Below are 13,694 nucleotides of genomic sequence, written 5' to 3'. Positions count from 1 at the left end.
TTCATGATTATAAAAACGGATTTTGAAAATCTATTTATTAGATAAATTAAACATTTAACACAGCAATAACCCATCGCGAAACATAGCACTAAATAATAATAGTTATTCGATAGGTCTAGACATTTAAAAGAGGACAAACGTTTATGGCGACAATGAAGGATGTTGCCCAGCTTGCAGGCGTCTCTACGGCTACGGTATCAAGAGCTCTGATGAACCCAGAAAAAGTCTCATCGTCTACTCGAAAGCGAGTTGAAGATGCGGTTTTAGAAGCTGGCTATTCTCCAAATTCACTCGCACGCAATCTTCGCAGAAATGAATCTAAAACCATTGTGACGATTGTACCTGACATCTGTGACCCATATTTCTCCGAGATCATTCGTGGTATTGAAGATGCCGCTATGGAGCATGGCTATCTCGTATTACTGGGGGACAGCGGTCAGTCGAAAAAACGTGAAACCTCGTTTGTGAACCTCGTATTCACCAAACAAGCTGATGGTATGTTGCTGTTAGGAACGGATCTTCCTTTCGACATCAGTAAGCCAGAGCAAAAGAACCTGCCACCAATCGTCATGGCGTGTGAGTTTGCGCCTGAGCTTGAGCTGCCAACCGTTCACATTGATAACCTGACCTCTGCGTTTGAAGCGGTGAACTATCTCTCAAACCTTGGGCATAAGCGAATCGCTCAAATTGCCGGTCCAGACTCAGCGTTCTTATGCCGCTTTAGACAGCAAGGCTACCAGCAAGCGCTGCGCCGTGCCGGCCTGCCAATGAACCCAGCGTACACCGTGAAGGGTGATTTCACCTTTGAAGCAGGTGCTAGACTTGTTCGAACCCTTTTGGCACTGCCAGAGCCACCAACCGCAATATTCTGTCACAATGATGTGATGGCGATTGGTGCTATGCAAGAAGCGAAGAAATTAGGGCTGCGTGTGCCTCAAGACCTCTCGGTCGTCGGCTTCGATGATATCCAATTTGCTCAGTACTGCGATCCACCGCTAACGACGGTCTCACAGCCTCGCTATGAGATTGGGCGACAGGCTATGTACATGATGCTCGAAGTGCTAAAAGGCGCCGATGTAAGAGCGGGCTCTCGTCTTCTGGATACAGAACTTGTGATCCGCGACAGTGCGGCTCCTCCAAGAATCCTGTAGTTAGCACGATACTGACTTGCAACTTGACCTTGTGGAATTTACCATGAGGTCAGTAAGTTATTTCAATCAGAACCTATCTAAGTGGCAAACCGAGACTATGTAAGACGGGGCAAAGGCACCAGCCGCCGACCTGCAAAAAAGAAGACTTCCGGTAAAAAACCGTGGCGCAGTGGTCTGCTGGCAATTATCTTAGCCGGCGCGTTTGGCTACGGGCTATACATACTCAGTAATGACCCAGAGCCACCAAAGCCACAACCCACAGTCACCAAGCCCGCTAAGCCGAAACCAAAGCAAGCTAAGCCGATTCCACCGCCTCCTGAAGAGAAATGGGACTACGTCGAAACGCTGCCAAAGCGCGAGGTTGAGGTACAAGCTAAAGAGCAGGTGGTCTCTAAGATCCCATACATCATGCAGTGTGGCGCTTACAAAACCTTGGCCCAAGCCGAGGCACGTAAGCTCGATATCGCCTTCCAGGGCATTTCTAGCCAGATCCGCAAAAAAGAAGGCAGCAGCTGGTTTAGAGTGGTACTTGGACCATACAAACTAAAGCGTGATGCCGAGCGTGATAAGCATAAGTTGCAGCGCGCTAAGATTGAACCTTGTGCTATTTGGAAAGAAGCGCAGTAAGCTCCTCCGCGGCTCAATAACGTTCACCATTGCTTCGTTATCTTCACCACCGCATCTTCACACCCACTCAGCTTCTTCACGCCCACTCCGTCATCTTCACGGAAGTGAAGATCTCCTGAAGCGCTTGACTCACTCAAATCAATCGAGTTTGCTAAGCGCTGTGGGAGATCTCCTTTTTCAAGGAGATGACGATATAATGTGATGATATTTCTTGCTTCGTGTAGAGGCTATTTTTCTCGCCCCCTAAGTTAAACACTTCCCTAGGGCCTAGAGCCATCTTTTCCCCAGTCCCGCTCTTCCCTCCCTTGAATTCCATTCCTTGCGTCCACATATCCATTCCATAACCGAATTAAAACCAATAAGAGGCAAACGTCGTGACTACTATTGTATCTGTACGCCGTAATAACAAAGTCGTGATCGCTGGTGATGGACAAGTATCCCTTGGCAACACCGTAATGAAAGGGAATGCCCGTAAGGTTCGTAGACTCTACAACAACCAAGTATTAGCAGGCTTCGCTGGCGGTACCGCTGACGCGTTTACTCTATTTGAGCGCTTTGAAAGCAAACTGCAAATGCATCAAGGTCACCTGACTAAAGCCGCGGTTGAGCTTGCTAAAGATTGGCGCAGCGACCGCGCACTTCGTAAGCTAGAAGCACTATTGGCCGTTGCCGATGAAACCGCTTCGCTTATCATCACTGGTAACGGTGATGTCGTGCAGCCAGAGAATGACCTAATTGCAATTGGCTCTGGTGGTAACTTTGCACAAGCGGCTGCGACAGCACTACTTGAAAACACAGAGCTCGATGCACGTGAAATCGCAGAAAAAGCCCTAAAGATTGCTGGTGATATATGTGTCTTCACTAACCATCACCACACAATTGAAGAACTCGATAGCGACGCTTCAGAAAACAAGTAACGTCGACTAAAAATAGAATTTCCCAGGCTGCTGACGAAGTACGTCATCCCTGCATAAGCGGGGATCTATTGTTAGCAAGCACCAAGCCTTTGAGTAGATTCCTGTCTTCACAGGAATGACGTGCTTTTAAGCATGACACTGAAACTAACTAGGTCATGAGTCGAATTTCAAACTGACGAGATTTAAAGTCAGAAGTTTTGTAAGGAATTGATTATGTCTGAGATGACTCCTCGCGAGATTGTTCATGAGTTAAACCGCCACATCATTGGCCAAGACAAAGCAAAGCGCTCTGTGGCTATTGCCCTGCGTAACCGCTGGCGTCGCATGCAGCTTGAAGAGAGCTTGCGTGTCGAAGTATCACCAAAAAACATCCTCATGATCGGTCCAACAGGTGTGGGTAAAACCGAGATTGCGCGCCGCCTAGCTAAACTTGCCAATGCACCGTTTATCAAGGTAGAAGCGACCAAATTCACTGAAGTGGGTTACGTGGGTAAAGAAGTGGAGACCATCATCCGCGATCTTACCGATGTAGCGATCAAAATGACCCACCAGCAAGCGATGGAAAAAGTAAAATTCCGTGCAGAAGAGCAAGCTGAAGAGCGCATCCTTGATGCCCTACTGCCACCAGCGCGTGATGCTTGGGGTCAAAACGAGCAACCTGAAGAGACTTCATCGAATACACGTCAGATCTTCCGTAAGAAACTGCGTGAAGGCAAGCTAGACGACAAAGAGATCGACATCGAGACTGCGGCTCCGCAGATGGGTGTGGAGATCATGTCTCCTCCTGGTATGGAAGAGATGACCAATCAGCTGCAAAGCATGTTCCAAAACCTTGGTGGCGACACTAAGAAGAAGCGCAAACTAAAGATTAAAGAAGCATTCAAAGCGCTAACAGAAGAAGAAGCGGCGAAGCTGGTTAACCAAGAAGAGCTAAAAGAACAAGCGATCTACAACGTTGAAAACAACGGCATCGTGTTTATCGATGAGATTGACAAAATCTGTAAGCGCGGCGAAGCGTCTGGCCCTGATGTGTCTCGTGAAGGTGTACAGCGTGACTTACTGCCTCTTATCGAGGGCAGCACGGTTTCTACCAAGCACGGCATGGTGAAAACAGACCACATTCTGTTTATTACATCTGGTGCATTCCAAGTGGCTAAACCATCGGATCTTATTCCTGAGCTGCAAGGTCGTCTACCGATCCGCGTTGAGCTAGAAGCGCTAAGCAGCGATGACTTCAAACGCATCCTAACTGAGCCAAAAGCGTCGCTAACGGAGCAGTACATTGCCCTGATGAAGACCGAAGAAGTGGACGTAGAGTTCACAACCGACGGCATCCAACAGATCGCAGATGCAGCATGGACAGTTAACGAAACCACCGAGAACATCGGCGCTCGACGTCTACATACCGTTATGGAACGCCTAATGGATGAGATTTCATTTGAAGCAACAGACAAGCCTGGCTCTAAGCTGGTGATCGACTCTGGCTATGTGAAGTCTAAGCTTGGTGAGTTTGTGGAAGATGAGGATTTGAGCCGCTTTATTTTGTAGTGGTTTATAGGCTTACTTTAAACGGCGCTTTCTTCGAGCGCCGTTTTCGATTCAAGTATATAGACTGGAACTCATCCTAAAATCTATTTCTACTATTGTCGTCTAAGCACCTTCTACTATTCACTTATCAAACTTCCGTCATCCCCCTGAAAAAGATGAACTTTTGAAGCGCGTACGGTCTATGCCATGTACGCAGAACCCTGTAGTCATAATACTTTAGGATCGAGTCACTATTATGTTAGTCACGCGCGCCGGGAGATCTTCACTTTCGTGAAGATGACGAAAGTGGCGAAGATAGCGAGGTAGCTGAGTATAGTGACGGTGGTGAAATCGGCGATTAAGGTTCGAGTGAATGGCTGCGAAAATAAAGTTCATGGAACTTATGATATAGACAAGAAAAAATAGGTCGTCATCCCCTTGAAAAAGGGGATCTTTTACAGCGCGCACCGACTACGCCGTGTACGCAGACCCTCTCATCACAGTACTTTAGGATCGAGTCACTATTATGTTAGTCACGCGCGTTGGGAGATCTTCACTTTCGTGAAGATGACGAAAGTGGCGAAGATAGCGAGGTAGCTGAGTATAGTGACGGTGGTGAAATCGGAGATTAAGGTTCGAGTGAAGGGCTGCGAAAATAAAGCTCATGGAACTTATGATATAGACAAGAAAAATAGGTCGTCATCCCCCTTGAAAAAGGGATCTTTTACAGCGCACTCCGACTACGCCGTGTACGCAGACCCTCTCATCACAGTACTTTAGGATCGAGTCACTATTATGTTAGTCACGCGCGTTGGGAGATCTTCACTTTCGTGAAGATGACGGGTGTGGCGAAGATAGCGAGGTAGCTGAGTATAGTGACGGTGGTAAAATCGGCGATTAAGGTTCGAGTGAAGGGCTGCGAAAATAAAGCTCATGGAACTTATGATATAGACAAGAAAAAATAGGTCGTCATCCCCTTGAAAAAGGGGATCTTTTACAGCGCACTCCGTCTATGCCATGTACGCAGACCCTTTTATCACAGTACTTTAGTATCGAGTCACTATTATGTTAGTCATGCGCGTCGGGAGATCTTCACTTTCGTGAAGATGACGAAAGTGGCGAAGATAGCAAGGTAGCTGAGTATAGTGACGGTGGTGAAATCGGCGATTAAGGTTCGAGTGAAGGGCTGCGAGAATAAAGCTCATGGAACTTATGATATAAACAAGAAAAAATAGGTCGTCATCCCCTTGAAAAAGGGGATCTTTTACAGCGCGCACCGACTACGCCGTGTACGCAGACCCTCTCACCACAGTACTTTAGGATCGAGTCACTATCGTGTTAGTCACGCGCGTTGGGAGATCTTCACTTTCGTGAAGATGACGTAGGTAGGGAGTATGGCGTAGGTAGGAAATATGGCGAGGGTGACGGAGATATGAAGATAACAAGAGTAGTGAAGATAACGAACGTGGTGGAGTTGACAACGGCTACCACAAATCTGTTGTCAAATCTCGCCAATAGGGATTGTTACTCGTCACTAGTTCGTTTTTCCATTCTCGATTCCAATGTTTAAGCTGTTTTTCGCGTGCTATGGCATCTTCCATTGAATCAAAGAGTTCGTAGTGAACCAACAAACTGACATTGTACTTTTTAACAAATCCATCCGTCACGCCATGCCTGTGCTTCCACATACGTTGCTGTAAGTTTGAAGTGACTCCAATATAAATAACGCCGCGACCCTTTGAAGTGGTAATGTAGACGCATGGTTGCTTTGTCATACTAAATCCTTTTTTCCTTTTGATTGGGTTAAAACACATCCATGCTAAAGTGTTTCTGGAATTAGATTTACGGCGCACTTCACGCCTTTCCCAATATCATACTAATCTCATACTACGACCTTATAGTTCACGCGTGTTTAGCCTGTTCTGCTTTTCCCGTATACTAAAACAAACTGTTAAACTAAAAATCGCACATGAACTCATCTTTTCGAATCTGGTTAGACGCCGCCAGACCTAAAACGCTTCCACTTGCGCTGGTATCGATTGTGACAGGTAGCGCCCTCGCCTTCTCCAAAGGAGAGATGTCATGGAGTGTTGCAGTGCTCGCCCTGCTCACGGCCACGCTGTTGCAAATCTTGTCCAACCTCGCTAACGATTATGGTGATGCGGTAAAAGGCACCGACAACGAAAACCGTCTCGGTCCAATGCGTGCGATACAGTCTGGTGAAGTCACGCAGCAAGACATGAAAAAAGCGATTATTTTGAATGTTGTACTGACTATCGCTTCCGGTCTATTTTTGGTGTTGCATGCCCTTGAGTCACTGCAGAACATTCTCGCCTTTATTGGGCTGGGCGTGTTAGCCATCGCTGCGGCTATCGCCTACACCGTAGGTAACAAGCCCTATGGTTACGTTGGTCTTGGCGATATCTCCGTCTTTATCTTCTTTGGCTTACTAGGCGTCTCTGGTACCTATTTCCTGCACACTGGATACCTCGATACCTTGCTATTCTTACCAGCAATTGGCTGCGGACTGCTGGCGGTTGCGGTTCTCAACGTCAACAACATGCGTGATATCGAAAATGACAGCGCGTGTGGCAAACGCACCGTCGCCGTTCGACTAGGTGAGCACAAAGCGAAGCTGTATCACTTTATTCTACTTATGGCTGCGGTAGCGGCTTTTGCTATTTACCTATCGGTTCAGCAGTCACCGCTTTGGATTAGCCTGCCATTTGTGCTCAGTCTTGTGGTCGTACTCAAACACGGCAAAGCCGTATGGCAAACAACGCAACCAGCGCAAATCGCCCCTATGATGCCTATCGTGGTGAAGTGCTCATTAGTTACTAATATCCTGTTTTCTGGAGTGGTTATAGCTCAAACTCTGATCACTTAATTGAGCCTTGTCATTGCATTGACCTATTCACCCGATATACTCGATTTATACTTTTTGTAAACTGCATAGAAGAGTCGCCATGGAATACAGTACTTCAGCCCTATGTGATATCTACTTAGATCAAGTAGACGTTGTTGAACCAATGTTTAGTAACTTTGGCGGCAGAGCCTCGTTTGCAGGTCAAATTACCTCGGTAAAGTGTTTTGAAGACAACGGGGTAATTCGCGAGATGCTAGAGCAAGATGGCGTAGGTCGCGTTTTGCTTATCGACGGTGGTGGTTCGCTACGAAAAGCGCTGATTGACGCTGAGATAGCCCAGCTTGCGGAAGACAACGAATGGGAAGGTATTGTAGTTTACGGCTGCGTACGCGAAGTAGACGAGCTCGAAGATATGAATTTGGGTATCCAAGCACTCGCCTCTATTCCTGTTGGCGCCGCTCAGTCTGATGTTGGTGAAGTCGATGTGCCAGTGAATTTTGGTGGCGTAACCTTCCTACCAGAAGACTATGTGTATGCCGACAATACCGGCATCATCTTATCTCAAGAGCCTCTGGATGTGAGTTTCGATGAAGAGTCTGATGAGATCGAAGAGTAACAAGCCTCTGTCTCGCATCGATTAACAACTTATTGAAGTCCATAAAAAACGGGAGCCATTTGGCTCCCGTTTTTACATTAACTCTTTCAGCTATTAAACCAGCAGAGATTAATCGTTACCAAACAGGTCTCGCGTATAAACCTTTTCAGCTACGTCTTCGAGTTCAGGCAACATACGGTTCGAGATAATCAAATCCGCTTCCTGTTTAAACGTATCCACATCGCGAACCACGCGCGAATGGAAGAAGTGCTCTTCTTTCAATACAGGCTCATACACAATCACTTCGATGCCTTTCGCTTTCAGGCGCTTCATAATGCCCTGAATGCTCGAAGCACGGAAGTTATCAGAACCAGACTTCATGATAAGACGGTAAACACCAACAACTTTCGGCTCGCGCTTTAGGATCGATTCAGCAATGAAATCCTTACGAGTGCGGTTCGCATCCACGATAGCACCAATAATATTGTTTGGTACCTCTTGGTAGTTCGCCAAAAGCTGCTTGGTATCTTTCGGTAAGCAGTAGCCGCCGTAGCCAAACGAAGGGTTACAGTAGTGACCACCAATTCGTGGGTCAAGCGCGACGCCTTCGATGATTTGACGCGTATCCAGACCCAAGGCTTCAGCATAAGAGTCTAACTCGTTAAAGTAGGCCACACGCATCGCCAGATACGTGTTTGAGAATAGCTTCACCGCTTCGGCCTCAGTGGAGTCAGTGAACAGCACATCAATCTCTTCTTTCTGCGCACCTTCCACCAGCATGTCTGCAAACACTTTAGCTCGCTCACTGCGCTCGCCAATGATGATGCGAGAAGGGTTGAGGTTATCGTAGAGCGCGCTGCCCTCACGCAGAAACTCTGGCGAGAAAAAGACATTCTCTGTGCCCAGCTCTTCACGAACGCGAGATGTATAACCCACAGGAATCGTCGATTTAATAACGATCACAGCATCTTTGTTTACCGCCAAGACATCTTTAATCACCGCCTCTACAGAGCCAGTATTGAAGTAATTGGTTTGCGGGTCATAGTCTGTTGGCGTCGCAACAATTACATACTCTGCACCAGAGTACGCTAGCGCTTTATCCAGCGTCGCAGTGAAGTTCAGATCGTCACGCTTTAGAAATGCCTCAATCTCAGCATCAACAATCGGCGATTGCCCATTGCATAGCATCTCAACTTTCTCAGCATTAATATCAACCGCCACTACCTCATGATTCTGAGCCAGTAACATCGCATTTGATAGGCCTACATAGCCTGTTCCAGCAACCGCTATTTTCATTATTCCGTCTTACAGTTAATTTGTGATTGAATTGATTGTTCCTGCTGCCAAACCAAATCCCCGATACCATCAGTCGGAATAAAGCCTGTGGGAGCAGAGAGCATAAGCTCACGCAGTCGTTGCAAGTCATAGTCATTCGAAGCTTGCATAAGTAAGTCTAAGAGCTCACTGTACTCAGACTCACTCATTGATAATTCTTGTGCTGTCATGATTCGCGAATGTGACGTTTGAGTCACACTATCTCCGATAAGCAGCTCCTCAAACAGCTTCTCACCCGGTCTAAGTCCAGTATAGAGAATTTCAATATCGCCCTCAGGGTTATGGTCACCTTTGACCTCTAAACCTGATAAATGGATGAGGTTCTTCGCAAGATCTGCAATACGTACAGGCTCACCCATGTCTAACACAAATACATCACCTCCCTTTGCCATAGCACCAGCTTGAATGACTAGCTGAGCAGCCTCAGGAATTGTCATAAAGTAGCGAATGATGTCTTTGTGCGTAACTGTAACCGGACCACCTTTTGCTATTTGCGCCTTGAATAACGGGATCACCGAACCGGAAGAGCCCAGTACATTACCGAATCTTACCATCGAAAGCATCGTAGAGTGTTCAACTTGATAGCCTTTGGCTAATGCCTGCAAACCAAGCTCGGCTAAACGCTTTGTCGTACCCATCACATTTGTTGGGCGAACCGCTTTATCTGTTGAAATGAGCACAAACGCATCCACGCCCGCTTCAATAGCAGCACAAGCCGTGTAATACGTTCCGAACACGTTGTTCTGAACAGCTTCAACCACATTATATTCCACAAGAGGAACATGCTTGTATGCCGCTGCATGATAGACGGTATTGATAGCAAAAGAGCGCATGGTTTGCACCAATCGTTGTTGATTTTGCACATTACCGAGCAGAGGAACGATATTGATAGAAGGCTCCAAGTTTAGCTGCCTAAGCTCCCTATCAATTTTATATAGAGAAAACTCGCTAGCTTCAAACAGAACAATAGTACTTGGCTTGAACTTTACTATTTGCCGACAAAGCTCCGACCCAATTGATCCCCCAGCCCCAGTAACCATGACGGCCTGTCCCTTGATATTGCGCTCGAGCAATGCCTTGTTAGGCATAACTTTATCTCGTCCCAACAGATCATCTACACTGACTTCTTTTAGACTGTCGATAGTGACGACACCATTAACCAAATCATCAAAGTTAGGAATAGAGAGCACATTGATATCAAACTGAGATAAAAAAGAGAATACTTCCTTTCGTTTTCCCTTTGATATCGATGGAATAGCAAAGATGATTTTACTCACTTTTTGGCGCTCGATTAACGACGTCATTGCACTGCGTCCATAGACTCTAACACCAAGCATAGATCGTTTGTGTAGCTTTTTGTCATCATCGATAATAGCTTTCACATTATAAGTATGACCTTTCTGGAGCATACTTATAAGTTGCCGCCCAGCTAACCCTGCCCCATAAACGATAACACTCTGCCTGTCATCTCTCTGGAATAGAGCAATAAAGTATGCGGCAATAAAACGAGAAAAAATAAGAAAAATCAGAGAGAAAGCAAAGAACAGAATCGGAACCGTCCTAGGCAACATGATTTTGTTAAAATAGGTATAAGCAACCATTGCGAAAGCAGTCACTAAAATTGCTATAAAGTGCATTTTGAGCAGGTTTTCGAAGGAAAGTCGCATTATCTGTTGATAAGTACCAATCACCGCTCCAGTAACAATGAAAACCACACTTATAACCAATGACGTCAATATGTAGGCGTCGTGATCCATCAAAAACTCTAATTGATAGAATCTGGTGTACAGTGCTAACCAGAAAGCAACATTGACTAAAACCAAATCAGAAAGGAACAAAAAGGTATCTTTCAACCGTCTGGTCACAGTAAAAGGAGGCAGCATAAGAACATCAACCTAAGTAAATCATATTAAAAACTCAGCTCAACTAAGCTTGAGCTTCCCACGCATCGAATTATCTATTACCCACATTAACCCAAGAAGGTAAACGGGAATCGCCGATAACATCGTTAGAATGCCAAAGAGTCCCCCGGCCATAAATAAGAAGCCGATAAGCGCAGTATAACGCAACAACGGAGGGCATAGTGATAGCGTATTGAGCACCAAGCTTTTATGTTTCAAAAGTACACATATGGCAATCAACATAGCAGCAAACGCCACGATAATCATTGTCGGACTAAGCTTAAACAGCCGTGAGAGAGAAGTTTTTCCACTCCCTCCCAGAAAGAAGTATCTTCAAAAAAGTACAATAGGTTCTTGATTAACCATATTGCTAAAATTGGAATGAACGCGCAAAGGCACCGCTTTACTTTTTGACTATTCTTCTTGAAGCTAGTGTTATTAGACTTGATGAAAAGCAGATTAGATATAAAGCAGGTGAAAACAATAATACTGACACCGCTGCTAATACTAGATAGGAAGAGTGACGCAATAATATCGATGCTCTTAATTGGTCTCCCTTCCACCATCTCGTACGTCACCTTTAGGAGCAGGGTTATAGCAATGAAGGCATACAAAACGCGACCATTAGCATGGATAACCAAAAAACCGATAGTAAGCCAGAGCAACGCATAATATTTTTCAAACCGACCAAGCAAATGAATGGCACATTCCCTCAAATACTTGAACAAACCCAGAAGTAGTATGGGCACGGATAAATAAAACGCTAAATCGTAGTTTAGCCCAGTGACCCAACTCAGAATAACTTGTGGCAGCAACATTAAGAAGCGGATGACATGGACGTGATAGTACATCTCCCCGCCAGACCAAGCTTCATTGAAGTTAAATATAAAATCTTTTACTTGTGCTGGCATCGAATAATCACCAAGAGCCAGCCCCCCCAAAAGACACAAAACGACTGCAGCCTTCTCCGTGCTGCTTATTGGAAAATCTTTACTACTCATGCAATTAATCTAAGAACTCTCTGAACCAAAGCTCTACGGCCATAAGTGCGCGTATTTCTCGCGTATGGTTCTCTTCACCTGAACAGTGCTTTTCATACAGCCAGCTCACGTACTCTTCGTCAAACAACCCTCTTGAGCGCGCTTTGTCACTGAACAATAAGTCATTAACCATATCTTTTAGCTCGTGTTTCAGCCAATTACCAATAGGCACTGTAAACATTTGCTTCTTTCTGTACGCTAATTCTTCACCGATTAAACTAGAAACAGATTTTTTGAAAATGTACTTTGTTTCTCCGTCATTGAGCTTTAGGGGACCAGGAATAGAGAATGCGAGCTCGATCATTCGAAAATCTAAGAAAGGAGCGCGATTCTCAATAGATACAGCCATCCCCATGCGATCAGGTTTTACTAGGTTGTTTCCTGACAATAGAAGCTTTGTATCCACATAAAGCGCCTGATTAATTCTGTCGTGATGCTTTACACTGGCAAACAACTCAACAGCATATTCATGACTGTCAAAACCGGTAACAGCTTGCTTCATTGCGTCGCTGTATAGCTCTGTCTTCTGTCCTTGCTGAAATAAAGAAATACTCTCCAGATACTTTATCTGGAACTCACTATCATTGAGACCGTTCAAATCCTGTGCGAAAAAATGCTTGTACTTATCGTAACCAGCAAACAGTTCATCTGCACCATCACCCGTTAGAACCATTTTGACTTGCTGTGAGGCAAGTTCCGCCACTTTATAAGTTGGCATAAACGAAACATCGCCATGCGGCTGGTCACAATGATAAGTCGCTTTACTCCACAAACCGAGAAGATTGGCCTCTACCTTTTCACAGACATGCTCAGTACCAAACCTATCAGCAGCCATCTGCGCAAAAGGGGATTCATCATATTTTTTATCATGGAATCCTATAGAAAACGTTTTTACAGGGCGAGCAAGATTCTGACTCATAAAGCCAACTACAGTACTAGAATCGACACCACCCGATAAGAACGCGCCGAAGGGAACATCGGCTCTAAGGCGTATTTTTGTCGCATCATCAATTGTGGTGTTAAGTTGCTCAATCCATTTGGATTCTGACTTAACTTCTGGTTGCACTGCCGCTAAGTCCCACCATACAGTCTCGTCAACATGTCCATTTGATACCGTAAGGTACGTTCCCGGCATTACATGGAATACACCTTTAAACATCGTCAATGGTGGCACCACATAGTTGTATGAGATAAAGCTATCTAGCGCTTGGTGGTTGAGTTGGCGTTCAACTCCAACCTCTAAAATAGACTTAATTTCAGAGCCAAACGTAAGCCGTCCTTCATCTTGGTGGTAATAGAATGGCTTCTCCCCGACTCGATCTCGAATCAGAAACATCTTGTCGATACGTTTGTCATAAATACTGATAGCAAACATACCATTTAGCATAGGTATAAAGTCGATACCGTATTTTAGATAGAGCTGAAGAATTACCTCAGTATCACAGGTTGTCTTACAGGCGAACTTCGTACCCTCTAGTTCTTTTGCAAGCTCAACGTGGTTAAAGATCTCACCGTTTTGAACGACGATAACTTGTTGGTCTTCAGAGTAAAAAGGCTGCTGCCCGTGCGCAATGTCTAATATGGCTAGGCGCTGATTGCCGAGAGCTCGCCCATCAGCGTGATAATAGCCCATTCCATCTGGACCACGATAATAAATCACATCTCCCATCGCTTTGACTCTAGCGTCATCAATTGAGCGATTCGAAAAATCGAAGTAACCAAAAATTCCACACAT

General features: G+C 45.4%; 11 protein-coding genes. 6 read left to right on the top strand and 5 right to left on the bottom strand.

Annotated features, from left to right (window positions below):
- The first annotated feature begins 143 nt into the window (after positions 1-143).
- From cytR to hslU, 4 genes are all read left to right on the top strand, one after another.
- Positions 144-1,151 (top strand): DNA-binding transcriptional regulator CytR, encoded by a 1,008-nt coding sequence (cytR, locus tag AC6I8U_RS01315; protein ID WP_234495057.1) that lies wholly within the window; start codon positions 144-146, stop codon positions 1,149-1,151.
- Positions 1,152-1,232: 81 nt separating this feature from the next.
- Positions 1,233-1,778, top strand: coding sequence for an SPOR domain-containing protein (locus AC6I8U_RS01310; protein WP_498017552.1), 546 nt, complete (start codon positions 1,233-1,235; stop codon positions 1,776-1,778).
- Between the two features lie 374 nt (positions 1,779-2,152).
- Entirely contained in the window at positions 2,153-2,695 is a 543-nt protein-coding gene (gene hslV / locus AC6I8U_RS01305; protein ID WP_252012694.1) for an ATP-dependent protease subunit HslV, read from the top strand.
- 213 nt (positions 2,696-2,908) lie between these two features.
- On the top strand, positions 2,909-4,243 hold the full coding sequence (gene hslU, locus AC6I8U_RS01300) for an ATP-dependent protease ATPase subunit HslU (protein ID WP_252012695.1): 1,335 nt from the start codon (positions 2,909-2,911) through the stop codon (positions 4,241-4,243).
- 1,463 nt (positions 4,244-5,706) lie between these two features.
- Here the strand turns inward: hslU and AC6I8U_RS01295 are convergent.
- Positions 5,707-5,997 (bottom strand): GIY-YIG nuclease family protein, encoded by a 291-nt coding sequence (locus AC6I8U_RS01295; protein ID WP_498017551.1) that lies wholly within the window; start codon positions 5,995-5,997, stop codon positions 5,707-5,709.
- 194 nt (positions 5,998-6,191) lie between these two features.
- Between AC6I8U_RS01295 and AC6I8U_RS01290 the strand changes: the two genes are divergently transcribed.
- Both AC6I8U_RS01290 and rraA read left to right on the top strand, forming a co-directional pair.
- Positions 6,192-7,109: a 1,4-dihydroxy-2-naphthoate polyprenyltransferase gene (locus tag AC6I8U_RS01290; protein ID WP_498017550.1), complete on the top strand. Its 918-nt coding sequence runs from the start codon at positions 6,192-6,194 to the stop codon at positions 7,107-7,109.
- Positions 7,110-7,188: 79 nt separating this feature from the next.
- The gene (gene rraA / locus AC6I8U_RS01285) at positions 7,189-7,704 is read left to right on the top strand and encodes a ribonuclease E activity regulator RraA (RefSeq protein ID WP_498017549.1); all 516 of its coding nucleotides are present in this window, start codon (positions 7,189-7,191) and stop codon (positions 7,702-7,704) included.
- A gap of 108 nt (positions 7,705-7,812) precedes the next feature.
- Here rraA and AC6I8U_RS01280 read toward each other — a convergent pair whose 3' ends face one another.
- The 4 genes from AC6I8U_RS01280 to asnB all read right to left on the bottom strand — a co-directional run bounded on the left by AC6I8U_RS01280 (position 7,813) and on the right by asnB (position 13,694).
- On the bottom strand, positions 7,813-8,979 hold the full coding sequence (locus AC6I8U_RS01280) for a nucleotide sugar dehydrogenase (protein WP_498017548.1): 1,167 nt from the start codon (positions 8,977-8,979) through the stop codon (positions 7,813-7,815).
- Entirely contained in the window at positions 8,979-10,901 is a 1,923-nt protein-coding gene (locus AC6I8U_RS01275; RefSeq protein ID WP_498017547.1) for a nucleoside-diphosphate sugar epimerase/dehydratase, read from the bottom strand. The genes AC6I8U_RS01280 and AC6I8U_RS01275 overlap by 1 nt, the downstream gene beginning before the upstream one ends.
- Before the next feature lie 281 nt (positions 10,902-11,182).
- Entirely contained in the window at positions 11,183-11,920 is a 738-nt protein-coding gene (locus AC6I8U_RS01270; protein ID WP_498017546.1) for a hypothetical protein, read from the bottom strand.
- Positions 11,921-11,924: 4 nt separating this feature from the next.
- The gene (gene asnB / locus AC6I8U_RS01265) at positions 11,925-13,694 is read right to left on the bottom strand and encodes an asparagine synthase (glutamine-hydrolyzing) (RefSeq protein ID WP_498017545.1); all 1,770 of its coding nucleotides are present in this window, start codon (positions 13,692-13,694) and stop codon (positions 11,925-11,927) included.

The sequence above is a fragment of the Vibrio sp. KUL80 genome (genome assembly GCF_059725495.1).
The sequence above is the reverse complement of the archived record's forward strand: the minus strand, read 5'-3'. Positions and strand labels throughout refer to the sequence as shown.

Bases quoted from the DNA above. Each gene is read 5' to 3' on its own strand.
- rraA (WP_498017549.1), top strand. From the start codon at position 7,189: ATGGAATACAGTACTTCAGCCCTATGTGATATCTACTTAGATCAAGTA.
- AC6I8U_RS01275 (WP_498017547.1), bottom strand. From the start codon at position 10,901: ATGCTGCCTCCTTTTACTGTGACCAGACGGTTGAAAGATACCTTTTTG.
- hslU (WP_252012695.1), top strand. From the start codon at position 2,909: ATGTCTGAGATGACTCCTCGCGAGATTGTTCATGAGTTAAACCGCCAC.
- cytR (WP_234495057.1), top strand. From the start codon at position 144: ATGGCGACAATGAAGGATGTTGCCCAGCTTGCAGGCGTCTCTACGGCT.
- AC6I8U_RS01270 (WP_498017546.1), bottom strand. From the start codon at position 11,920: ATGAGTAGTAAAGATTTTCCAATAAGCAGCACGGAGAAGGCTGCAGTC.
- AC6I8U_RS01280 (WP_498017548.1), bottom strand. From the start codon at position 8,979: ATGAAAATAGCGGTTGCTGGAACAGGCTATGTAGGCCTATCAAATGCG.
- AC6I8U_RS01290 (WP_498017550.1), top strand. From the start codon at position 6,192: ATGAACTCATCTTTTCGAATCTGGTTAGACGCCGCCAGACCTAAAACG.
- asnB (WP_498017545.1), bottom strand. From the start codon at position 13,694: ATGTGTGGAATTTTTGGTTACTTCGATTTTTCGAATCGCTCAATTGAT.
- AC6I8U_RS01295 (WP_498017551.1), bottom strand. From the start codon at position 5,997: ATGACAAAGCAACCATGCGTCTACATTACCACTTCAAAGGGTCGCGGC.